The sequence below is a fragment of the Pseudomonas macauensis genome (genome assembly GCF_047902425.1).
Lineage (GTDB): Bacteria > Pseudomonadota > Gammaproteobacteria > Pseudomonadales > Pseudomonadaceae > Pseudomonas.
Map to the genome: position 1 here is coordinate 4,967,692 of NZ_CP138377.1, position 22,177 is coordinate 4,989,868.

Annotated in this window: 22 protein-coding genes, 3 tRNA genes and 1 pseudogene; 16 read left to right on the forward strand and 10 right to left on the reverse strand. The window is 64.5% G+C overall.

From position 1 onward, the window contains the following. Positions 1 to 221 precede the first annotated feature (221 nt). Together hemH and SD196_RS22740 are read right to left on the reverse strand one after the other, a co-directional pair. Complete coding sequence (hemH, locus tag SD196_RS22735; protein WP_275608620.1) at positions 222 to 1,244, reverse strand: ferrochelatase; 1,023 nt, start codon at positions 1,242 to 1,244, stop codon at positions 222 to 224. A 114-nt stretch (positions 1,245 to 1,358) separates the two neighbouring features. Further along, positions 1,359 to 2,264 carry a TIGR01777 family oxidoreductase gene (locus tag SD196_RS22740; RefSeq protein ID WP_275608621.1) on the reverse strand — a complete coding sequence of 302 codons (906 nt, stop codon included), beginning with the start codon at positions 2,262 to 2,264 and terminating at the stop codon, positions 1,359 to 1,361. A gap of 272 nt (positions 2,265 to 2,536) precedes the next feature. Here SD196_RS22740 and SD196_RS22745 point away from each other — a divergent pair, with 272 nt between their 5' ends. The 4 genes from SD196_RS22745 (at position 2,537) to phrB (ending at position 7,016) form a co-directional block, all read left to right on the forward strand. After that, positions 2,537 to 3,520, forward strand: a complete 984-nt coding sequence (locus tag SD196_RS22745) for an NAD(P)/FAD-dependent oxidoreductase (protein WP_275608622.1) — start codon at positions 2,537 to 2,539, stop codon at positions 3,518 to 3,520. Between the two features lie 152 nt (positions 3,521 to 3,672). Beyond that, positions 3,673 to 4,632, forward strand: a complete 960-nt coding sequence (locus tag SD196_RS22750) for a DUF523 and DUF1722 domain-containing protein (protein ID WP_343577331.1) — start codon at positions 3,673 to 3,675, stop codon at positions 4,630 to 4,632. 18 nt (positions 4,633 to 4,650) lie between these two features. Continuing rightward, positions 4,651 to 5,592, forward strand: a complete 942-nt coding sequence (locus SD196_RS22755; protein ID WP_343577329.1) for a MerR family transcriptional regulator — start codon at positions 4,651 to 4,653, stop codon at positions 5,590 to 5,592. Then, positions 5,589 to 7,016 (forward strand): deoxyribodipyrimidine photo-lyase, encoded by a 1,428-nt coding sequence (phrB, locus tag SD196_RS22760; RefSeq protein ID WP_343577326.1) that lies wholly within the window; start codon positions 5,589 to 5,591, stop codon positions 7,014 to 7,016. The genes SD196_RS22755 and phrB overlap by 4 nt, the downstream gene beginning before the upstream one ends. A gap of 459 nt (positions 7,017 to 7,475) precedes the next feature. Here the strand turns inward: phrB and SD196_RS22765 are convergent, their stop codons facing one another. From SD196_RS22765 to hemA, 6 genes are all read right to left on the reverse strand, one after another. Further along, entirely contained in the window at positions 7,476 to 7,997 is a 522-nt protein-coding gene (locus SD196_RS22765) for an acyloxyacyl hydrolase (protein WP_275608626.1), read from the reverse strand. Positions 7,998 to 8,112: 115 nt separating this feature from the next. Further along, entirely contained in the window at positions 8,113 to 8,907 is a 795-nt protein-coding gene (murI, locus tag SD196_RS22770; RefSeq protein WP_275608627.1) for a glutamate racemase, read from the reverse strand. Beyond that, on the reverse strand, positions 8,900 to 9,655 hold the full coding sequence (locus SD196_RS22775) for a molybdopterin-synthase adenylyltransferase MoeB (RefSeq protein WP_275608628.1): 756 nt from the start codon (positions 9,653 to 9,655) through the stop codon (positions 8,900 to 8,902). The genes murI and SD196_RS22775 overlap by 8 nt, the downstream gene beginning before the upstream one ends. Further along, entirely contained in the window at positions 9,649 to 10,479 is an 831-nt protein-coding gene (gene prmC, locus SD196_RS22780; protein WP_343577321.1) for a peptide chain release factor N(5)-glutamine methyltransferase, read from the reverse strand. The genes SD196_RS22775 and prmC overlap by 7 nt, the downstream gene beginning before the upstream one ends. A gap of 10 nt (positions 10,480 to 10,489) precedes the next feature. Continuing rightward, positions 10,490 to 11,572 (reverse strand): peptide chain release factor 1, encoded by a 1,083-nt coding sequence (gene prfA / locus SD196_RS22785; RefSeq protein ID WP_331319299.1) that lies wholly within the window; start codon positions 11,570 to 11,572, stop codon positions 10,490 to 10,492. Beyond that, positions 11,569 to 12,837 carry a glutamyl-tRNA reductase gene (gene hemA / locus SD196_RS22790; RefSeq protein WP_331319300.1) on the reverse strand — a complete coding sequence of 423 codons (1,269 nt, stop codon included), beginning with the start codon at positions 12,835 to 12,837 and terminating at the stop codon, positions 11,569 to 11,571. The genes prfA and hemA overlap by 4 nt, the downstream gene beginning before the upstream one ends. Before the next feature lie 146 nt (positions 12,838 to 12,983). Between hemA and SD196_RS22795 the strand changes: the two are divergent. From SD196_RS22795 to SD196_RS22850, 12 genes and pseudogenes are all read left to right on the forward strand, one after another. Next, positions 12,984 to 14,751 (forward strand): annotated as a pseudogene (locus tag SD196_RS22795) (tetratricopeptide repeat protein). Positions 14,752 to 14,754: 3 nt separating this feature from the next. After that, positions 14,755 to 15,372, forward strand: coding sequence for a lipoprotein insertase outer membrane protein LolB (gene lolB / locus SD196_RS22800; RefSeq protein WP_275608632.1), 618 nt, complete (start codon positions 14,755 to 14,757; stop codon positions 15,370 to 15,372). Position 15,373: 1 nt separating this feature from the next. Then, positions 15,374 to 16,222: a 4-(cytidine 5'-diphospho)-2-C-methyl-D-erythritol kinase gene (ispE, locus tag SD196_RS22805; RefSeq protein WP_275608633.1), complete on the forward strand. Its 849-nt coding sequence runs from the start codon at positions 15,374 to 15,376 to the stop codon at positions 16,220 to 16,222. 31 nt (positions 16,223 to 16,253) lie between these two features. Continuing rightward, positions 16,254 to 16,328 (forward strand) — tRNA-Gln (locus SD196_RS22810). A gap of 61 nt (positions 16,329 to 16,389) precedes the next feature. Continuing rightward, positions 16,390 to 16,464 (forward strand) — tRNA-Gln (locus tag SD196_RS22815). Between the two features lie 52 nt (positions 16,465 to 16,516). Beyond that, positions 16,517 to 17,458: a ribose-phosphate pyrophosphokinase gene (locus SD196_RS22820; RefSeq protein ID WP_015478849.1), complete on the forward strand. Its 942-nt coding sequence runs from the start codon at positions 16,517 to 16,519 to the stop codon at positions 17,456 to 17,458. A 113-nt stretch (positions 17,459 to 17,571) separates the two neighbouring features. Further along, on the forward strand, positions 17,572 to 18,186 hold the full coding sequence (locus SD196_RS22825) for a 50S ribosomal protein L25/general stress protein Ctc (RefSeq protein WP_275608634.1): 615 nt from the start codon (positions 17,572 to 17,574) through the stop codon (positions 18,184 to 18,186). Between the two features lie 38 nt (positions 18,187 to 18,224). Beyond that, entirely contained in the window at positions 18,225 to 18,809 is a 585-nt protein-coding gene (gene pth, locus SD196_RS22830) for an aminoacyl-tRNA hydrolase (RefSeq protein ID WP_275608635.1), read from the forward strand. A gap of 39 nt (positions 18,810 to 18,848) precedes the next feature. Continuing rightward, a complete protein-coding gene (gene ychF, locus SD196_RS22835) occupies positions 18,849 to 19,949 on the forward strand; it encodes a redox-regulated ATPase YchF (protein ID WP_331319302.1) in 1,101 nt (366 codons plus the stop codon). Positions 19,950 to 20,197: 248 nt separating this feature from the next. Then, positions 20,198 to 20,274, forward strand: a tRNA-Met gene (locus tag SD196_RS22840). Between the two features lie 154 nt (positions 20,275 to 20,428). After that, positions 20,429 to 20,854, forward strand: a complete 426-nt coding sequence (locus tag SD196_RS22845) for a hypothetical protein (RefSeq protein WP_416310699.1) — start codon at positions 20,429 to 20,431, stop codon at positions 20,852 to 20,854. Next, a complete protein-coding gene (locus SD196_RS22850; protein ID WP_416310700.1) occupies positions 20,851 to 21,519 on the forward strand; it encodes a DUF6988 family protein in 669 nt (222 codons plus the stop codon). Before SD196_RS22845 ends, SD196_RS22850 begins: the two co-directional genes overlap by 4 nt. Here SD196_RS22850 and SD196_RS22855 read toward each other — a convergent pair. Both SD196_RS22855 and SD196_RS22860 read right to left on the reverse strand, forming a co-directional pair. Continuing rightward, entirely contained in the window at positions 21,511 to 21,930 is a 420-nt protein-coding gene (locus SD196_RS22855; RefSeq protein WP_416310701.1) for a type II toxin-antitoxin system VapC family toxin, read from the reverse strand. The two genes, SD196_RS22850 and SD196_RS22855, sit on opposite strands and share 9 nt — an antisense overlap. Further along, positions 21,927 to 22,172, reverse strand: coding sequence for a FitA-like ribbon-helix-helix domain-containing protein (locus tag SD196_RS22860; RefSeq protein WP_416311768.1), 246 nt, complete (start codon positions 22,170 to 22,172; stop codon positions 21,927 to 21,929). Before SD196_RS22860 ends, SD196_RS22855 begins: the two co-directional genes overlap by 4 nt. Positions 22,173 to 22,177 lie beyond the last annotated feature (5 nt).

Consider the following 22,177-nt stretch of genomic DNA (forward strand, 5'->3'; position numbering starts at 1 on the left):
GCACTGTGGACGCCAGGCGCGCCCACTATCAGGTCTCTGAATGCGGGCGGCGACCGTTGGCTGATGAATGGGTGGTCAGGGATTGGCCGAGGGGTTTTGCTGGAAACACTTGTAGGAGCGAGCTTGCTCGCGAACAGACTGTCCGGCGGCTCCGGTGTTAAGCGGGTTCGCGAGCAAGGGCTGGGCGCCCCCCTTGGTCCTACAAAGAGCTGAGCCTGCGCTCAGCTCGCCGTCGACATCCGCTCACACAGCTTGGCCAGCGCCTTCGCCCAGAGCTCCTGGTCGTTCAGGCAGGGCACCAGCACCAGCTCTTCCCCACCCGCCGCGCGGAACTGCTCGCTGCCACGCTGGCCGATTTCCTCCAGCGTCTCGATGCAGTCGGCAACGAAGGCCGGGCACATCACCAGCAGGCGCTTCACGCCCTGCTTGCCGAGCTTGTCCAGCTGCGCCTCGGTGTAGGGCTCGATCCACTTGTTGCGCCCCAGGCGCGACTGGAAGGACACCGACCAGCGCCCTTCCTCGAGCCCCGCACCCGCGGCGAAATCCTCCGCCGTGCGCAGGCACTGGCTGCGGTAACAGAGCGCCATCACCTCATCGCTCATCCCACGGCTGCTGGTTGCGGTGAGATCGTGGCGGCGGTCCTTCACCAGCTTGCGGATGTGCGACTCGGGCAGGCCGTGGAAGCTCAGCAGCAGGTGGTCGTAGGGTTGTTCGAGATAGGGCTTCACGCTGTCCACCAGCGCCTGGCGGTACTCCGCCTCAGCATAGAACGGCGGCAGCACCTTGAGTTCCAGCTTCAGGCCGCGCTCGCGCATGACCCGGCGCGCCTCCTCGATGGCGGTGGTGGTGGTGCTGTCGGCGAACTGCGGGTAGAGCGGCGCGAAGGTCACCCGGGTGATGCCCTGCTCGCTCAGGCGCAGCAGGGCCGACTCGATGGACGGCTCGCCATAGCGCATACCCAGCTCTACCGGCCCGTGCGGCCAGTAGGGGCGGATCGCTTCCTGCAGGCGGCGGCTGAGCACGATCAGCGGCGACCCCTCGTCCCACCAGATCGACGCATAGGCATGGGCCGACTCCTCGGGACGCTTGCGCAGGACCAGCGACACCAGCAGGCGGCGAATAGGCCACGGCAGGTCGATCACGTAGGGGTCCATGAGGAACTGATCGAGGTAGCGGCGCACGTCCTCGACCTGGGTGGAAGCCGGAGAGCCCAGGTTGACCAGCAGGAGGGCGTTTTGGGTCATGCAATGTCCTTGGAATCGGTTCACGATCTCGTCGGGCGGGCCCGGTAGGGCTGCGCAGTTTACACGCAGCGATTTGCCGCACAGCCTGTCGCCATTGCCGCAGGGCGTGGCGGATCAGCGCTGCTCGCGCAGCACGTCGGCCAGGGCGTCCGGCAGCTCGGGGAAGCGGAAGGTGAAGCCCGCATCGAGCAGCCGGCGCGGCACCACCCGCTGTCCACCCAATAGCAGCACCGACATCTCGCCGAGCATCAGGCGCAGGGCGAAGCCGGGTACGCCCAGCACGGTCGGCCGGTGCAGCGCTCGCCCCAGCTCGTGGGTGAAGTCGCGGTTCCGCACCGGCTGCGGCGCGCAGGCATTATAAGGACCCTCGGCGTCGGCCCGCTGCAAAAGAAAATCGATGAGGGCGATCTGGTCTTCGATATGAATCCAGGACATCCACTGCCGACCGCCTCCCAGTTGCCCCCCTAGCCCCATGCGGAATGGCGGCAGCATGCGCTTGAGGAAGCCGCCCTCGGGCGCCAGTACCAGTCCGGTGCGTACCAGCACCACGCGAATATCCAGCGCCTTGGCCTCGCGGGCGATCTGCTCCCAGGCCAGGCACAACTCGCTCGCGAAATCCTCGCCGGCCGCCGCGCTGTTCTCCTCCAGCGGCCGCTCGCCGGCATCGCCGTACCAGCCCACGGCCGAACCGTTGATCAGCACACCAGGGCGCTGGCTACGCGACTCCAGCCAGGCCAGCAGCCGCTCGGTCAGGCCCACCCGGCTGTCCCACAGCAGCGCCTTGCGCGCCGCGCTCCAGGGCTTGTCGGCGATCGGCTCGCCGGCCAGATTGACCACCGCGTCCAACGGTTCGTCGCCGTAATCCTGGAAGTCGGCGATCCCGCGCACCTGCTCGCCGCACAACGCGGCAACCCGCTGCGGCTGACGACTGAGCACGGTCAGGCGATGTCCGGCCGTGCTCCATTGGCGGCAAAGTCGGCGGCCGATCAGCCCGGTCCCACCGGTCAACAAAATATGCATGGCGAACTCCTTGTCAGTGTGTCGCACCTACCATCAGTCTGGACGAGACAGCGACGCTTGCACCTGCACCGGACAGCGCTGAAGGTCTACGCTGTATGTGCCGGAACCGGCTGCGCTCATTCATGAAGGAACCGATGAGACGCGGAAGGTTCCGATGATCGGATTTCTGCCGATCACGGGTGCGCTGGCAGTCAAACGATTGTACAGATCAAACCATTTGTACAACTCAAGCGCGCTCGTTACTCTGAAATACACAACCTACGAGGCACGTCATGAGCGCCCCCATTGCCATCATTGGCACCGGTATCGCCGGACTCTCGGCCGCCCACGCCCTGCGGGACGCCGGACAGGAAGTCCAGCTGTTCGACAAGGGTCACGGCAGCGGCGGCCGCATGGCCAGCAAACGCACCGAAGCCGGTGCCCTCGATCTCGGCGCGCAGTACTTCACCGCCCGCGATCGACGCTTCCTCGACGCCATCCAGAAATGGCGCGAACAAGGCTGGGTAGCCGAATGGGACCCGGCCCTGTACCAGTACCGCGACGGCGAACTGAGCCCGTCGCCGGACGAACAACCCCGCTGGGTCGGCACCCCACGCATGAGCGCGATCACCCGCGCCCTGCTGCAGGACCAGACCGTCACCTTCGCCTGCCGCATCACCGAGGTCTACCGCGGCGAGCAGCACTGGCACCTGCAGGACGCCGAAGGCCAGACACACGGTCCGTACAGCCGCGTGCTGATCGCCACCCCGGCGCCCCAGGCCGCCGCACTGCTGGCCAGTGCGCCGAAGCTGGCGGCGGCGGCAGCGAGCATCCCCATGGAGCCGACCTGGGCCGTCGCCCTGGGCTTCGCCGAGCCGTTGCAGACGCCGGTGCAGGGCTGCTTCGTCCATGAAGGCCCGCTTTCCTGGCTGGCCTGCAACCGCTCCAAGCCCGGTCGCGACGGGCAGCTCGACACCTGGGTGCTGCATGCCAGCAGCAGCTGGAGCAAGCAGAACATCGACCTGCTCAAGGAGAGCGTGATCGAGCACCTGCGCGGCGCCTTCGCCGAGCTGATCGGTTGCGCCGTACACGCCCCGGACTTCGCACTCGCTCACCGCTGGCTGTATGCCCGGCCGATGGAAGCCCACCAGTTCGGTGCGCTGGCCGACGCTGACCTGGGGATCTACGCCTGCGGCGACTGGTGCCTCTCGGGCCGTGTCGAAGGCGCCTGGCTGAGCGGCCTGGAAGCTGCCCGCCGTCTGCTCGAGCACCTCTGAACCCGCCACGGTCTCCTCTTGCGGAGAAGACCGTGGATTCCCCTTGCCCGCCGCACAACCTTGTACAAACCTTTGCACTTGTACATGCCTGGGTCTATCCTAACCGATAGTTGTACAAAAATATCTACCTGTACAAGAAATCGGTTACCACCATGTCCGACACCACGCCACGTCCCCAGCTCGGTATCAGCGCCTGCCTACTGGGCGAGCCGGTGCGCTACAACGGCGGACACAAGGCCTCGCGCCTGTGCCTGGACGTGCTCAGCCGCCACTTCGATTTCGTTCCGGTGTGCCCGGAAGTCGCCATCGGCCTCGGCGTACCGCGACCGACCCTGCGCCTGATCGGTGACTACGACACCCCGAGGGCGGTGATCCAGCGAGAAGGCAACCGCGACGTCAGCGTGGCCCTGCGTGACTTCGGCCGTGAGCAGGCCGGCCTGCTGCGGGACATCTGCGGCTACATCTTCATGCAGCAATCACCCTCCTGCGGGCTGCAGCGGGTGAAGCTCTACCGTTCCGATGGCCAGGCGTGCCCGCCCGGCGTTCGCGGGCTCTATGCGGAAACCTTCTGTGCTGCTCGCCCGGAGCTGCCGGTGGAGGAGGAAGGCCGGTTGAACGACCCGGTGATCCGCGAGAACTTCCTCACTCGCGTATTCGCCTACGCCGCCTGGCAGAAGCTCCGCGCGCAGGGCCTGACACGCCACGCGGTGATTCGCTTCCACTCGCGCTACAAGTACCAGCTGATGGCCCACGACCCTCGCCAGTACAGCGTGCTTGGTCAGCGCCTGGCGAGGATCGCCGACCAGCCGCTGGACGATTTCGCCCCGGCCTACTTCCGCGACTTCATGCGTGCGCTGGGTACCTGCGCCACGCGTGGCACCCACAGCAACGTGCTGCAGCATCTGGCCGGCTACCTCAAGCATGACCTGCCGGCCGAGGAAAAAGCCGAGATGCTGCGGCTGATCGGCCAGTACCGCGAAGGGGTGATCCCGCTGGTGGTTCCGCTGACACTGCTCAAGCACCACTTCCGCCGGCATCCGCATCCCTACATCGATGCCCAGGCCTACCTTCAACCGCATCCCGAAGACCTGAGCCTTCGCAATGCCATTTGACGTACCGGCAGGAACGCCATGAAGCCCGACCACCCACACCGCGAAACGGACGACGATTACCGCCAGGCCCTGGCCGAAGGCTGGCTGCCCATCCGCGAGGTGGCACGACGCACCGGGGTCAACCCGGTCACCCTGCGCGCCTGGGAACGGCGCTACGGCCTGGTGGTGCCCCAGCGCACGCCCAAGGGCCATCGCCTGTACTCCGAGGCGCAGATCGCGCGCATCCAGGCCATCCTCACCTGGCTGGGGCGGGGCGTGGCAGTGAGCAAGGTCCGCGCACTGCTGGACAACCCCGATCCGCCCGCCGCCGAGCCGGACGCCTCGCCGTGGGAGGACCTGCTGCAGCACTGCATCGGTGCCATCGGCCGGATCAGCGAGCGCCAGCTCGACGAACTGTTCAACGGCGCCCTGGCGGTCTACCCGGCGCACACCCTCTGCGAACACCTGATGCTGCCGCTGCTGGAGCAACTGGAGCGACGCTGGCAGGGCCAGTTCGGCGCGCAACTGGAGCGGGTGTTCTTCCACGGCTGGCTGCGCAGCAAGTTCGGCACCCGCCTCTACCACCACAACCGCCAGCAGCGCGGTGCACCACTATTGCTGGTGAACCATTCCGAACTGCCGCTGGAACCGGGACTCTGGCTCAGCGCCTGGCTGGCCAGCAGCGCCGGCTGTCCGCTGGAAGTCTTCGACTGGCCGCTGCCACCCGGCGAACTGGCGCTCGCGGTGGAACGCCTGAAACCGCGAGCGGTGCTGCTCTACTCCAGCCAGACACTCAATCTCGTTCAGCTGCCGCGCGTGCTGGCCGGCGTCGACTGCCCCCGCGTGCTGGCCGGGGCCGCCGCGCGCATCCACCAGGAACAACTGGCCGAGGTTGCGGCACCGCTGCACCTGGCGCAGGACCCGGTCAGCGCCCTGCACTGCCTGCGCGAGCTCGGCCTGCTCAACGGTGAACCGGCATGAAGCGGCAACTCGTCTGGCTGCGCACCGACCTGCGCCTGCGTGACAACACCGCCCTGGCGGCCGCCGCCGAACGCGGGCCGGCCATCGCCCTGTTCCTGCTCAGCCCTGGCCAGTGGCGCGAGCACGACGATGCCGCCTGCAAGGTGGACTTCTGGCTGCGCAACCTGCGAGAGCTGCGCGCCGGGCTTGCCGCGCTCAATATCCCACTGCTGGTACGCACGGCGGATCGCTGGAGCGACGCGCCCCGGGTGATCACCGAACTGTGCCGCCACCATGACATCGAGACAGTGCACGTCAACGAGGAATACGGCCTGCACGAAGCCCGCCGGGACGCCGCCGTGAAGCGTGAGCTGGCCGGCCAGGGTGTCGAACTGCGCAGCTACCTCGACCAACTGCTCTTCGCCCCCGGCACCCTGCTCACCAAGGGCGGCGGCTACTTCCAGGTCTACAGCCAGTTCCGCAAGCTCTGCTACGAGCGCCTGAACCTGGGTGCTCCCTCGTTGCAGCCGGCGCCGCGTCCTCAGGCGCCGCTGGAACTGGCCAGCGATCCGCTGCCCGAATGCATCGACGGCTTCGAATCACCCACTGAGGATTTGCGCAGTCACTGGCCGGCCGGCGAGACCGAAGCCCACGAACGCCTGGAAGCCTTCACCGACGAGCGCCTGGGGGGCTACCACGACCGCCGCGACTTCCCCGCCAGCGACGGCACCAGCCAGCTCTCGCCCTACCTCGCCGCCGGAGTCCTCTCGCCCCGCCAATGCCTGCACGCGGCGCTGGCCAACAACCACGGCGAGTTCGAAACCGGCAACAGCGGCGCGGTCAGCTGGATCAACGAACTGCTCTGGCGCGAGTTCTACAAACACATCCTGGTCGGCTTCCCGCGCGTAAGCCGGCACCGCGCGTTCCGCGAGGACACCGAGAAGCTGAACTGGCGCCACGACCGACAGGACCTGGAAGCCTGGCAACAGGGCCGCACCGGCTTCCCGATCATCGACGCGGCGATGCGCCAACTGCTGGCCACCGGCTGGATGCACAACCGCCTACGCATGGTGGTGGCGATGTTCCTCACCAAGAACCTGCTGATCGACTGGCGCGAAGGCGAGCGCTGGTTCATGCGCCACCTGATCGACGGCGACCTGGCGGCGAACAACGGCGGCTGGCAGTGGAGCGCCTCCACCGGCACCGATGCGGTGCCCTACTTCCGCCTCTTCAACCCGATCTCTCAATCCGAGCGCTTCGACCCGGACGGCCGCTTCATCCGTCGCTGGCTGCCGGAGCTGGCTGGCGTGGAAGGCCGGGCGATTCACGATCCGTCACGGCTGGGGCTGTTCGGCGCGGCAGGTTATCCACAGCCGATGGTCGATCTTTCCGCCACGCGGGAGCGGGCGCTGGAGGCGTTCAAGGGACTCTCCGTCCAGCCTTGATGCTTCAGGAGGAGCGGATTCCTTCCGCGATTGTTTTCGCCGGGCGCTGCGGTGCCAGGTGGATCGCGGACAAAGTCCGCTCCTACAAGATCAAGGCCCCCTCACCCTGACCCTCTCCCGCAAGCGGGAGAGGGGACTGTTCGGTGCAGGATGAAACCGTAGTGTCAGCCGGCACGGACGGCTCCCTCTCCCTGAGGGAGAGGGCTGGGGTGAGGGGGAAGCGCAGGCAGGGATTAACCCGGTAGAAGACAGTTGCTCCTACGAGAGCCGCCGGGACGAAGGTCAGACGGCATCCATCGCCGATGCGACCGGGGACTTCTGTTCGCGAGCAAGCTCGCTCCTACAGGCGATGCACCGTGCCGCTCTTCGTAGGAGCGAGCTTGCTCGCGAACCCGCCCAGCCGCAGAGCGGACACAAAAAAGCCGGACCCAAGGTCCGGCTTTTTTCGTCAGCGTTCTGTTACAGAGGCTGCGTGAAATAGAGGCTGTAGGACTCAATGCCTTCGTTGGGCTGGCTGAGGCCGGCGTTGGAGTAGTGGATCGCGCGCACGCCGACGGCCTGGCCGCCGTTGAATTTCATGCCGAAGCCCAGGCGATCCTCGAAGTTCACCGAGCCGCCCAGATCCTGGTCGCCCACTTCCGAGCCAGTGAAGGCGGCGATGCCGATGCCGGCTTCGACGAAGGGTTTGACCGACTCGCCGGAGAACTCATAGACGAACACCGGGGCGAACGACAACGAGTGACGGCCACCGGCGCGCTCACCGGCCGACCAGTAGGTGTACCCCGCATCCCAGTACCCGGTCAGATGTCCTACGGAGCTTTCCCACCAGCTCTTGTCCCAATCGAAGCCCAGTCCCAGACGATAGGTCATATCGCCCTGACCGGTCGCACCCACGGCGCCAGTAAGGCTGGCGGCCTGCACGCTGACAATCTGCCCCAGGGACAATGCGGCCAAGGCGGCCAGCGAAAGTAGTTTCTTCATCGAAACATCCTTAATGAGAAAGCTGAATGAAAAATCCCCGCGAATAGCTAGGTATTATAAGACCACTTCTCGAACTTGGCCGACAGAGCATGGTCGCTGGCAGGTAATTTTTCTGTCATCCGCTGAAGGAACTGACAATTTCATCGCTGCCCCACAACACCGGCATGACCTTCTCCAGGTTTTCCACCGGGCCACTGGTCCAGAACTCCGTCCGCCCCTCTGCCCTCGCCGCCAATAGCTCACGCGCCTTGAGCAAACGCTCCAGCTGACGCGCCACGGCCGCGCCGGTATCGATCAGCGAGATATCTGCAGGGATCAGCTCACGCAGCAACGGACGCAGGAACGGGTAGTGGGTGCAGCCGAGGATCAGCGTGTCGCAGCCTTCGGCCAGCAACGGCTCGACATAGCGCCCGAGCAACTCGCGCGTCTGAGGACCACTCAGATCGCCAGCCTCGATACGCTCCACCAGTCCCGGACAGGGCTGGGTGATCACCCGTACATCACCGGCGAAACGATCGAGCAAGGCGGCAAAGCGCGCGCTCTTGAGTGTGCCGGTGGTCGCCAGGACACCCACCACGCCGCTGCGGGTCGCCTCGGCGGCCGGCTTCACCGCCGGCTCCATGGCCACGATCGGCACCTGCGGGTACAGCTCGCGCAGGTCAGCGGCAGCTGCAGCGGTGGCGGTGTTGCAGGCCAGCACCAATGCCTTGGCGCCACGGGCCAGCAGGAAGCCCGCGATGGCGCGGCAACGCTCGCGGATATAGTCGGGGGTCTTTTCGCCGTAGGGGACGTGGCCGCAGTCGGCAAGGTAGATCAGCGATTCGTTGGGCAGCCGGGCGCGGATTTCGTGAAGGACACTGAGCCCGCCAACGCCGGAGTCGAAGACACCGATGGGCGCGGCATCAGCCATGCGCCACTCCGCACACGGCGCACTGCGGGTCACGCTTGACGCGCAACTCGCGGAAGCGCGTACCCAGCGCATCGATCAGCAACAGGCGCCCCACCAGCGGCTCGCCGAACCCGGCCAGCAGCTTGAGCGCTTCCAAGGCTTGCAGGCTGCCCACCAGGCCCACCAGCGGGCCAACCACGCCGGCCTCGCTGCAGGTCAGTTCGGCTTCGCTGCCGTGACCGTAGAGGCAGTGGTAGCAGGGGCTGTCGTCGCGGCGCGGGTCAAACACCGAGAGCTGCCCTTCCAGACGGATCGCCGCACCGCTCACCAGCGGCTTCTTCGCGGCGACGCAGGCGGCATTGACCGCCTCGCGGGTGCCGAAGTTGTCGCAGCAATCCAGCACCAGATCCACCGCCGCCACCGCCGAGTCGAGGGAGTCGGCGTCCAGCGCCTGGCGATGGGCGACCAGTTTCACGTCCGGGTTGATCGCGGTCAGGCGGGCGATGGCGGAGTCCACCTTGCTCGTGCCGACGCTGCCGGTGTCGTGGATAATCTGCCGTTGCAGGTTGGTCAGGTCGACGCTGTCGAAGTCCGCCAGGTGCAGCTCGCCGACACCGGCGGCGGCCAGGTACAGCGCCACCGGTGCGCCCAGGCCGCCGAGGCCGACGATCAGCACGCGGCTATCCTTCAGGCGCAGCTGGCCGTCGACGTCGATCTGCGGCAGCAGGATCTGCCGGCTGTAACGCAGCAGTTCGTTATCGCTCAGCATGTCCAGTTCCCCAGGCTGATTCGTTCGTGGTCACCGAGGTCGCGGCGGCTTTCCACGCGGGCAAAGCCACGGGTCAGCAGCAGGTCGCGTACGGCGTCGGCCTGGTCGAAGCCATGTTCGAGCATCAGCCAGCCGCCGCTCTCCAGGTGCGCAGGCGCCTGCTCGATGATCAGGCGGATGTCGTCCAGACCGTCCGCCCCAGAGACCAGCGCGCTCGACGGTTCGAAACGCACGTCGCCCTGCGCGAGGTGCGGGTCGGCGCTGGGAATGTAGGGCGGGTTGCTGACGATCAGCGAGAAACGCTGGCCGGCCAGCTCGGAAAACCACTGACTGGCGCGGAAGGCGGCGTTTGCCAAGTCCAGGCGCTCGCGGTTGCGCTCGGCCAGTGCGACGGCCTCGGCCACGCGGTCCACACCCTGCACCTGCCAGCCCGGACGTTCACAGGCCAGGGCCAGGGCGATGGCGCCGGTGCCGGTGCCCAGGTCGAGCACGCGGGCCGGTGTGGCCGGCAGCAGGTCGAGGGCGGTTTCCACCAGCAGTTCGGTGTCCGGGCGCGGGATCAGGGTGTGCGGCGCCACTTCCAGGTCCAGGCTCCAGAAGCCCTGGCGACCCAGGATGTAGGCCACCGGCTCGCCGGCCCGGCGGCGGGCGACGAAGCTGTCGAAGAGGTCGTGGGCCTCACGGCTGACCACACGCTCCGGCCAGGTACGCAGGAAGCTGCGCGGTTTGCCCAGGGCGGCAGCGAGCAGCAGCTCGGCATCCAGTCGCGGGCTGGGCGAGTCCGGCAGTTGCGCCTCGTTGAGCAGGGTCATGATGGTTGCCATCGCCGCTCTCTCAATCACCCAGTGCGGCCAGCTGGTCGGCCTGGAATTCCTGCAGCAGGGGCTCGATCACCTGTTCCACCGCGCCTTCCATCACTTCGCCCAGGGAATAGAGGGTGAGGTTGATGCGGTGGTCGGTCACCCGGCCCTGGGGGAAATTGTAGGTGCGGATGCGCTCGGAACGGTCACCCGAACCGACCAGCAGCTTGCGCGTGCTGGCGATCGCCTGCTGGGCGGCGGCCTGCTGCTGGTCGTTGAGCTTGGCCGCGAGCCAGGCCATGGCCTTGGCGCGGTTCTTGTGCTGCGAGCGCTCTTCCTGGCACTCGACCACGATGCCCGACGGGATGTGCGTGATGCGCACCGCCGAGTCGGTCTTGTTCACGTGCTGGCCGCCGGCGCCGGAGGAGCGGTAGGTGTCCACGCGCAGGTCGGCCGGGTTGATCTCGATGGCCGCCTGCTCGTCCGGCTCGGGCAGCACCGCCACGGTACAGGCCGAGGTATGGATGCGCCCCTGGGATTCGGTGGCCGGCACACGCTGCACGCGGTGGGCACCGGACTCGAACTTGAGCTTGGCGTAGACGTTGTCGCCCTCGACACGGGCGATGACTTCCTTGAAGCCGCCGTGCTCGCCTTCGTTCTCGGACATGATCTCGACGCGCCAGCCCTGCTTCTCGGCATAGCGGGAGTACATGCGGAACAGGTCGCCGGAGAAGATCGCGGCTTCGTCACCGCCGGTGCCGGCGCGGATTTCCAGGAAGACGTTGCGGCCGTCGTTGGGGTCCTTGGGCAGCAGCATGCGCTGCAGGCGATCCTCCAGGCCGACCAGCGCGGCCTTGGCCTGCCCGACTTCTTCCTCGGCCATCTCGCGCAGGTCCGGGTCGCTGTCCTTGAGCAGCGCCTGGGCGCCCTCCAGGTCCGACTGCACCTTGCGGAACTCGCGGAAAGCGAGGATGACCGGTTCCACTTCCGCATATTCACGGGAGTAGGCGCGGAACTTGGTCTGGTCGCTGATGACCTCGGCATCGCCCAGCAGAGCCGTCAGCTCTTCATAGCGGTCACTGAGGATATCCAGCTTTTTCAGGAGGGACGCTTTCATCGCTTGTCAGTGCCCTCCTCGAGGGCGAACAGTTCCTGCGCGACGGCCAGCGCATCGATGCGGCCCTCGGCGGAGAGTTTCTTCATCTGCACGCTGGGCGCGTGCAGCAACTTGTTGGTCAGACCGCGGGCGAGCTGCGCCATGACTTCCATCGGGTCGGCGCCGTTGGCCAGCAGGCGCTGGGCCTTCTGGGTTTCCTCGTCGCGCAGGCGCTCGGCCTGCTGGCGATAGGCACGCAGCACGTCGACGGCGGCCAGCTCGCGCAGGCGCGCCATGAACTCGAGAACGCCATCGCCGACCAGTTCCTCAGCGGCCTGGGCGGCGCCCTGGCGGCTCTTGAGGTTCTCGGCAACCACTTCATGGAGGTCGTCGACGCTATAGAGGTAGACGTCTTCCAGCTCGCCGACTTCCGGCTCGATGTCGCGCGGCACGGCGATATCGACCATGAACATCGGCTTGTGCCGGCGCTGCTTCAGCGCACGCTCCACCGCGCCCTTGCCGAGGATCGGCAGCTGGCTGGCGGTGGAACTGATGACGATGTCGCTGTTGACCAGTTCGTCGGGCATGTCCGCCAGCAGGATGGCACGGGCGCCGAACTGCTCGGCCAGCTGGCTGGCGCGCTCCAGGGTACGGTTGGCGACCACGATGCGCTTCACGCCCTGCTCGTGCAGGTGGCGGGCGACCAGGGTGATGGTCTCGCCGGCGCCGATCAGCAGCGCTTGGCTGCGGCTCAGGTCGCTGAATATCTGCCGGGCCAGGCTTACCGCGGCGAAGGCCACGGACACCGGGTTCTCACCGATGGCGGTGTCGGTGCGCACGGTCTTGGCGGTGCTGAAGGTCGCCTGGAACAGGCGGCCCAGCATAGGGCCGATGGTGCCGGCCTCGCGGGCCACGGCGTAGGCGGACTTCATCTGGCCGAGAATCTGCGGCTCGCCCAGCACCATGGAGTCCAGGCCGGCGGCGACGCGCATCATGTGGCGCACCGCTTCGTCGTCCTGGTGCACGTAGGCGCAGGCGCGCAGGTCGTCGATGTTCAGATTGTGGTAATCGGCCAGCCAAGCCAGCACGTCACCGGCGTCCGGATGTTCGATCTCCAGGTAGAGTTCGCTGCGGTTGCAGGTGGAGAGGATGGCGGCTTCGCGGCTGGACGTGAGCCGGCAGAGCAGTTGCAAGGCCTCGACCATCTGCTCGGGAGTAAAAGCCACGCGCTCGCGGACGGCCACGGACGCGGTCTTGTGGTTGATACCGAGGGCAATGAAGGCCATGCAGAATCGCTGATGCTGATCGGAAAGCCCGCAATTGTCCTACTTAGCCTTGTGAAGGACAACCACCCGCGACGGATCGCACACTGCAAATCGTATACAAGGCCCGATGCCGTGCTTGCCCATGGGATTGCCACATTCCTTATGTCATGATGGGTGCTATTTCGCAGGTCAGGCCCTCGTCCTTCCTCTATGAACAAGTCTCTTGCGCTGCTGACTGCTCTGCTGCTGCTCGGCGGCTGCCAGTCTCTTTCCCATAAAACCCCGGAGGGTTCTTCCGCCGAGAAGGACAAGGCCGCCGCTGCCCAGAAGCAGCAGAAGTACGGCTCGTTCAGCGAAGAGACCCTGTTTTCGCTGCTGACCGCGGAGCTCGCCGGCCAGCGCAACCGCTTCGACATCGCCCTCGCCAACTATGTCGAACAGGCCCGCGCCACCCAGGACCCGGGCGTTGCCGAGCGCGCCTTCCGCATCGCCGAGTACCTGGGCGCCGACCAGGAAGCCCTGGACACCTCGCTGATCTGGGCCAAGGCCGCGCCGGACAACCTCGACGCCCAGCGCGCCGCCGCCATCCAGCTGGCGCGCACTGGGCAGTACGACGAATCCATGGTGTACATGGAGAAAGTCCTCAATGGCCAGGGCGACACCCACTTCGACTTCCTCGCGCTGTCCGCCGCCGAGACAGACCCGGACACCCGTGCGGGCCTGCTGCAGAGCTTCGACCGCCTGCTGAAGAAGTACCCGGACAACGGCCAACTGCTGTTCGGCAAGGCCCTGCTGCTGCAACAGGACGGCCGCCCGCAGGAAGCCCTGCACCTGCTGGAAGACAATTCGGCGAGCAAGCACGACGTTGCCCCGCTGCTGCTGCGCGCCCGCCTGCTGCAAAGCATGAAGCGCAGCGACGAAGCGCTGCCGCTCTTGAAGAACGGCATGAAGGAGCACCCGGACGACAAGCGCGTGCACCTGGCCTACGCCCGCCTGCTGGTGGAGCAGAACCGCCTGGACGAAGCCAAGGCCGAGTTTTCCGCGCTGGTCGAACAATTCCCCGATGACGACGACCTGCGCTTCTCCCTGGCGCTGGTCTGCCTCGAAGCCCAGGCCTGGGACGAAGCCAAGGTCTACTTGCAGGAACTGGTCGAGCGCGACAGCCACGTCGACGCTGCCCACTTCAACCTGGGTCGCCTGGCCGAGGAACAGAAGCAGCCTGACACCGCGCTCAAGGAATACGCCCAGGTCGGCCCGGGCAACGACTTCCTTCCGGCCCAACTGCGCCAGACCGAAATCCTGCTCGACCAGAAGCGCGTCGACGAAGCCTCCCGCCGCCTCGCCGAAGCCCGCGAGCGCCAGCCAGACTATGCCATCCAGCTGTACCTGATCGAAGCCGAGGGCCTGTCCAACCGCGATCAGGTCGACCGCGCCTGGAACGTCATCCAGCAGGGCCTCAAGCAGTTCCCGGACGATCTCAACCTGCTCTATACCCGCTCCATGCTGGCCGAGAAGCGCAACGACCTGGCGCAGATGGAGCAGGACCTGCGCCTGATCATCCAGCGCGAGCCGGACAACGCCATGGCGCTCAACGCACTGGGCTACACCCTGGCCGACCGCACCACCCGCTACAGCGAGGCCCGCGACCTGATCCAGAAGGCCCACTCGCTGAACCCGGACGACCCCGCGATCCTCGACAGCCTGGGCTGGGTCAACTATCGCCTGGGCAACCTCAGCGAAGCGGAAGGCTACCTGCGCAAGGCGCTGGAACGCTTCCCCGACCACGAAGTCGCCGCCCACCTGGGCGAAGTGCTCTGGGCCCAGGGCAAGCAGAGCGAAGCCCGCCAAGTGTGGGCCGCGGCCCTGCAAGCTCAGCCCGACAGCGCCGTCCTGCGCGACACCATGAAGCGCCTGACCGGTTCCGGAACCCTCTGATTTATGCGTTTACGTCACCTCCTCGGCACCGCCGCCCTCGCCCTGCTTGCCGGCTGTACCGGCCTTGGCACCCACGAGTCCCTGGAAGGCCAGGGCAACGCCACCGCCTGGAACGCCCACAAGACCCAGATCACCGCCCTCGACGGCTGGCAGATCGACGGCAAGGTCGGCATCCGCGCACCGAAGGACTCCGGCAGCGGTACCCTGTTCTGGCTGCAACGCCAGGGCTACTACGACATCCGCCTGTCCGGCCCGCTGGGGCGTGGCGCGGCGCGCCTGACCGGGCGCGAAGGCGCGGTGACCCTGGAAGTCGCAGGCCAGGGCCGCTATGAAGCCGCGTCCCCGGAAGAACTGCTGGAACAACAGATGGGCTGGCGACTGCCGGTGTCCCACCTGCTCTGGTGGGTTCGCGGCCTGCCCGCGCCGGACAGCAAGAGCCGCCTGACACTCGACGGCGACAGCCGCCTGGCCAAACTCGAACAGGACGGTTGGGAAGTGGAATACACCCGCTACAGCGAGCAGGACGGCTACTGGCTGCCCGAGCGCCTGAAGCTGCACGGCCAGGACCTCGACGTGACCCTGGTGGTGAAGACCTGGCAGCCGCGCCAACTGGGCCACTGACATGCAGGACCGCCTGACCCTGCCAGCCCCGGCCAAGCTCAACCTGTTCCTGCACATCAACGGTCGCCGTCCCGACGGCTATCACGAACTGCAGACCCTCTTTCAATTCCTCGACCATGGCGACGAACTGCAATTCGCCCTGCGCGAGGACGGCGAAATCCGCCTGAACACCGACATCGAAGGCGTTCCCCACGACAGCAACCTGATCGTCAAGGCCGCCCGCCGGCTGCAGGAACAATCGGGCTGCACGCTGGGCGCCGATATCTGGCTGGACAAGCGCCTGCCCATGGGCGGCGGTATCGGCGGCGGCAGTTCCGACGCCGCCACCACCCTGCTCGGCCTCAAGCACCTGTGGAACCTCGACTGGGACGAAGACCGCCTCGCCGCACTGGGCCTGACCCTGGGCGCCGACGTGCCGGTATTCGTGCGTGGCCGCGCGGCCTTCGCCGAAGGCGTCGGCGAGAAGCTCACGCCGGTGGAGCTGGAAGAGCCCTGGTTCCTCGTCGTCGTGCCGCAAGTCTTTGTCTCCACAGCAGAAGTTTTCTCCGATCCCGAGTTGACACGGGATACTCCGCCCATTAAAGTTCGCAGCCTTCTCGGGGTGGACGGTCATAACGACTGCCAGCCGGTCGTCGAGAAGCGTTACCCGGATGTACGTAACGCACTGATCCAGCTAGGTAAATTTACCGAAGCGAGATTGACCGGCACCGGAGCTTGTGTGTTTGGGAGCTTCCCAAATCAGGGCGATGCTGATAAAGTTCGCCGCCAACTTCCGGCCACTCTGCCAAGTTTTGTCGCCCAGGGGCGTAACATCTCGATGTTGCACCGCAAGCTGCAAAGCCTGGTCTGAGAAGAAAGCAATGTAATCGGTTGTACGATACAGGGGCGTCGCCAAGCGGTAAGGCAGCAGGTTTTGATCCTGCCATGCGTTGGTTCGAATCCAGCCGCCCCTGCCATAACCCACAGGGTCATACGTACAGCGTCAACGAACACATTGCTCCGCAAGTTGTAAGCTACAGGGGCGTCGCCAAGCGGTAAGGCAGCAGGTTTTGATCCTGCCATGCGTTGGTTCGAATCCAGCCGCCCCTGCCATTTTCTTCTGGCTCAACCGGGCCTACCCTCAAGCCGACACAGGTACCGCAGCGTGTCCAAAATGATGGTTTTCACGGGGAACGCCAACCCCGATCTGGCACGCCGTGTCGTACGGCAGCTGCACATCCCCCTCGGTGACGTTTCTGTCGGTAAATTCTCCGACGGCGAAATCAGCGTCGAAATCAACGAAAACGTCCGTGGTAAGGACGTCTTCCTGATTCAGCCGACCTGCGCACCGACCAACGACAACCTGATGGAACTGGTGGTAATGGCTGACGCCTTCCGCCGCTCCTCGGCGACTCGTATCACGGCCGTCATCCCCTACTTCGGTTACGCCCGTCAGGATCGCCGTCCGCGTTCCGCCCGCGTGGCCATCAGCGCCAAAGTCGTTGCCGACATGCTGACAGTCGTAGGCGTCAACCGCGTTCTGACCGTTGACCTGCACGCCGACCAGATCCAGGGCTTCTTCGATATCCCCGTCGACAACATCTACGGCTCGCCCGTACTGGTCGACGACATCGAAGACCAGCGCTTCGAGAACCTGATGATCGTCTCCCCGGACATCGGTGGCGTGGTTCGTGCTCGCGCCGTCGCCAAGTCCCTGGGCGTCGACCTGGCCATCATCGACAAGCGTCGTCCGAAGGCCAACCAGTCCGAAGTCATGCACATCATCGGTGATGTCGAAGGCCGTACCTGCGTACTGGTCGACGACATGGTCGATACCGCCGGCACCCTCGGCCATGCCGCCAAGGCTCTGAAAGAGCACGGCGCCGCCAAGGTCATCGCCTACTGCACCCACCCGGTGCTGTCCGGCCGTGCCATCGAGAACATCGAAAATTCCGTACTGGACGAGCTGGTGGTGACCAACACCATCCCGCTGTCCGCTGCTGCACAAGCCTGTGGCCGCATCCGCCAGCTGGACATCGCTCCGGTTGTCGCTGAAGCCATGCGCCGCATCAGCAATGAAGAATCGATCAGCGCCATGTTCCGCTAAGGCGGAGCAGAGCTGACGTAAAGCGCCCCGTCATGTCGATGGGGCATAAAGCAAAATCGCCCGAACGCTGGTCGCAAGCGTCCGGGCGATCTTGTCATTTTGGAGATATACAAATGGTTGATTTTGTACTGAATGCTCAAGAGCGTTCCGACCTGGGGAAAGGTGCGAGCCGCCGCCTGCGTCGTAATGCCGGCCTGATCCCGGCTGTGGTTTACGGTGGCGAGAAAGCCCCGCAATCCCTGACCCTGGAACTGCGCGAAGTTGCCAAGCTGCTGGAAAACGAGGCTGCCTTCAGCCACGTGATCACCCTGAACGTCGGTGCCGCGAAGGAAACCGTACTGATCAAGGCCCTGCAGCGTCACCCGTCCAAAGGCTTCGTCATGCACGCTGACTTCCAGCGCGTCGTTGCCGGCCAGAAGCTGACCGCTCACGTACCGCTGCACTTCATCAACGAAGCCACCGCTGTTGGCGTCAAGGTTGGTGGCGGCGAGATCTCCCACGTGATCGCCGAAGTCGAAGTTTCCTGCCTGCCGAAAGACCTGCCGGAATTCATCGAAGTCGACCTGGCCAAGGTAGAACTGGGCCAGATCGTTCACCTGTCCGACCTGAAGCTGCCGAAAGGCGTAGAGCTGGTGCAACTGGCCCACGGTAACGACCTGGCCGTCGCCAACATCCACGCTTCCCGCGTAGTGAAAGAAGAAGGTGAAGGCGAAGCTGCTGCCGAGTAATCGCGCGCACCATTGCCTTTAAGGAAGGGGCCCCCGTCGTGACTGCCGTACAACTGATCGTTGGCCTGGGAAATCCAGGCCCTGAATACGACCAGACCCGGCATAACGCGGGGGCCCTTTTCGTTGAGCGACTGGCGGACGCGCAACGCGCGAACCTGTCTCTCGACAAGAAGTACTTCGGCCTGGTTGGCAAGTTCAACTACAAGGGCCGCGACGTTCGTCTGCTCATCCCCACCACCTACATGAACCGCAGCGGCCAGGCCGTGGCGGCGCTCGCCGGATTCTTCCGCATTCCGGTCGAAGCCATCCTGGTGGCCCACGACGAACTCGACATGCCCCCCGGCGTCGCCAAGCTCAAGAAGGGCGGCGGACACGGCGGGCACAACGGGCTGCGCGACATCATCGCCCAGCTTGGCAACCAGAACGGTTTCCATCGCCTGCGGCTTGGCATCGGCCATCCGGGGCACAGCAGCCTGGTCTCCGGTTTCGTTCTTGGCCGCGCCCCGCGCGCCGAACAGGAACTGCTCGACACCAGCATCGACTCCGCCCTCGGCGTGCTGCCGGAAATGCTCGACGGGGACTGGACCCGCGCGATGCAGAAGCTGCACAGCCAGAAGGCCTGATCACACCTCTTTTCCGCCACCTGGCGCGAGGGACCTAGCATGGGATTCAACTGCGGCATCGTCGGCCTGCCCAACGTCGGCAAGTCCACCCTGTTCAACGCCCTGACCAAATCCGGCATCGCGGCGGAAAACTTCCCCTTCTGCACCATCGAGCCGAACAGCGGCATCGTGCCGATGCCCGACGCCCGCCTTGATGCGCTGGCCGAGATCGTCAAGCCCGAGCGCGTCCTGCCTACCACCATGGAATTCGTCGACATCGCCGGCCTCGTTGCGGGCGCGTCCAAGGGTGAAGGCCTGGGCAACAAGTTCCTCGCCAACATCCGCGAGACCGACGCCATCGCCCACGTGGTGCGCTGCTTCGAAGACGAGAACGTTATCCACGTCTCCAACAGCGTCGACCCCAAGCGCGACATCGAGATCATCGACCTCGAACTGATCTTCGCCGACCTCGACAGCTGCGAGAAGCAACTGCAGAAGGTCGCGCGCAACGCCAAGGGCGGCGACAAGGACGCCCTGGCGCAGAAAGCCCTGCTGGAAAAGCTCATCCCCCACTTCAGCGAAGGCAAGCCCGCCCGCTCGCTGATGAAGAACATGAGCGATGAGGACAAGCGCGTCATCCGCGGCTTCCATCTGCTCACCAGCAAGCCGGTCATGTACATCGCCAACGTGGCCGAAGACGGCTTCGAGAACAACCCGCACCTGGACGTCGTCCGCGCCATCGCCGAAGAAGAAGGCGCCATGGTGGTGCCGGTGTGCAACAAGATCGAAGCCGAAATCGCCGAACTGGACGACGGCGAAGAGAAGGACATGTTCCTCGAATCCCTCGGCCTCGAAGAGCCGGGCCTGAACCGCGTGATCCGCGCCGGCTACGAACTGCTGCACCTGCAGACCTACTTCACCGCCGGGGTGAAGGAAGTCCGCGCCTGGACCGTCCGCGTCGGCGCCACCGCCCCGCAGGCCGCCGGCGTGATCCACACCGACTTCGAAAAAGGCTTCATCCGCGCCGAAGTCGTCGCCTACGACGACTTCATCCAGTTCAAGGGCGAACAGGGCGCGAAAGAAGCCGGCAAATGGCGCCTGGAAGGCAAGGACTACATCGTCAAGGACGGCGACGTGATGCACTTCCGCTTCAACGTCTAAGCACCTGCCAGACCCGAAAAGCCCCGGCTACCCGCCGGGGCTTTTTTATGCCCATCGCTCTTGTAGGAGCGAGCTTGCTCGCGAACACCCCAGCCCCTCATATTCCCCTTCCGAGTCCTGGAAGCCGCCCTCCCCGCCCGGCAATCCCCGAAATCAGGCCTTTCCGCCTAAACGATTGATAGATCAGAAAAATATTCAAGAAAAGGGGTTGACACCCCCCCTCGATCTGCGGAAAATGCGCGCCACTCGGCTACATAGCTCAGTCGGTTAGAGCGCAGCATTCATAATGCTGATGTCCCAGGTTCAAGTCCCGGTGTAGCCACCATACAAAACAAAGGGTTAGCGAAAGCTAGCCCTTTGTGCTTTCTGGGGTAGTGACTACGAAGTGACTACACCCTGTCTACATCTCGTTTTGCCTCTCTGAAGAACTTCCCTTAACCTCCCTGTGGCCTTTTGGCATTACAAACAAGGAGGTTTTGATGTTCGGTATCCCATGGAGCGATCTGCTTCTGCCGATGGCCTGCGCAGTGGGCGCTGTCTTTGGCAGCATTACCCAGGCGATGGTTGCCACCATTCAGATTGATGGCCCTCCAAACAAGCTCGGCATACTCGAAATAGCCCCACCAGAACTCGCAAAGATAAGAGGTGCATGGGTGTCCATGCGAATCTTTATCGGTGCAGTACTGGGCTTTGTCTTTGGCCTCTACTTCGTCGGCTCGCTCAACGAGACGGTGGGCACTTTCTGCAAGATCTGGGCGCTATCATTCGGCGTCGGCTACGCGGCTCCGAAAATTTGGGCTGCTCAAGAGCAATCCCTTCTAAAGCAGGTCGGTGCGGGCAACCCACAAGCCGCCAATCCCGACTTGATATCCTCACCGAGTGGAACTCAGGGTGTCCGTGAATGAGCATGGAGCTGGACGCCATACTGGATAACTCAGACGAACTGTACCTGACGATTGGAAATCTTCTCGAGCTCGCACCTCTCGAAGACTCTGATCGGGTGGAAGCAAGCTTCATCACATGCGAGCTATCACTAACGCACGGTAGTGGCCTCCGACGTCTAATCGCGGTCGGCAATGCAGTTTCCGCAACAGCCTTGCTGCGACTGCAATTCGAAGCTCTTGTGCGAGGTATCTGGCTTTGGCATGCAGCAAATGAGCTGCAGATCGAAAAGATCACCAGTCCTCTTACGACGGAATCAGAACAGGCAGCAAAGGGCTTGCCTGGACTGGATGAGATGATAAAGAAGCTTGCCAATACGCCAAGCGTTCCTCCCATGGCGATATCTCAGCTAAAGCACTTCCAGGACGTTCAGGTGAAGGCCCTGAACTCCTATATCCACGGGGGTATCCATCCTCTCAGAAGGCACGCCGAAGGATTTCCATTACCGCTGGCCCTCCAAGTTTTGAAAAGCTCTAACGGGCTGGCAGTCATGGCAGCAATGATGATGGCAATTCTCACAGGATCGCCTGAGGTATGTGCGGCAGTGCGAGAGCTTCAGATTAAGTTCAAAGGTTGCCAGCCACCACTGCTCTACCCTGCAGCGCAGCCAAGTAGTAGTTCAGGCTGACCAGGGATTAACCAGGGGAACACCAAAGCTTTCAAAGTGACGGACATTCCGTGTAGCGATCTTGACTCCGTGTAACTTGGCAATTGCAGCAATCTGCCCATCAGCCATATCAGCAATTTTTCCTTTTGCCTCGCTCTCTGCGGCCAGTTCAGCGTAATGAACAGCGGCATCCGCATCGAAGGGCAGGATCCTGCCGCCGAAGTCCTCTTCGAACATTGCAATGGCCAGATCCTGCAGAGCTTGTCTGCGCTTCCCCTTCGGCATCCTGGCTATGCCATAGAGGATCTCTGCCACAGTGATCGAGCTGGTCAGCAAATCCTGGGCGGGTTGAGCATCGATCCAAGCAACCACAGCCGGATCCGGTTTGGCCCGCATTAACTCTGACAGGACATTGGTGTCGAGCAGGATCATTCGTCGAAGTCCGCAGCCCGAGCCTTAGTGTTGCGAGCGGGCAGCTCAATATCAGCCCCGCCAACCGACGCAAAGCGGGCGTGAATCCGGCTCCCCAAGCCCCCCTTCTTCTCATCCCGAGAGAGAGCCTGCGCAAGGATCACGCGAACTTCTTCTTCCATGGAGCGGCCATGGTTTGCAGCGACCACGCGAAGCTTGGCCTTGAGGTCTTCATCTAGGTTTCTAATCGTGATGCTGGCCATGAAAT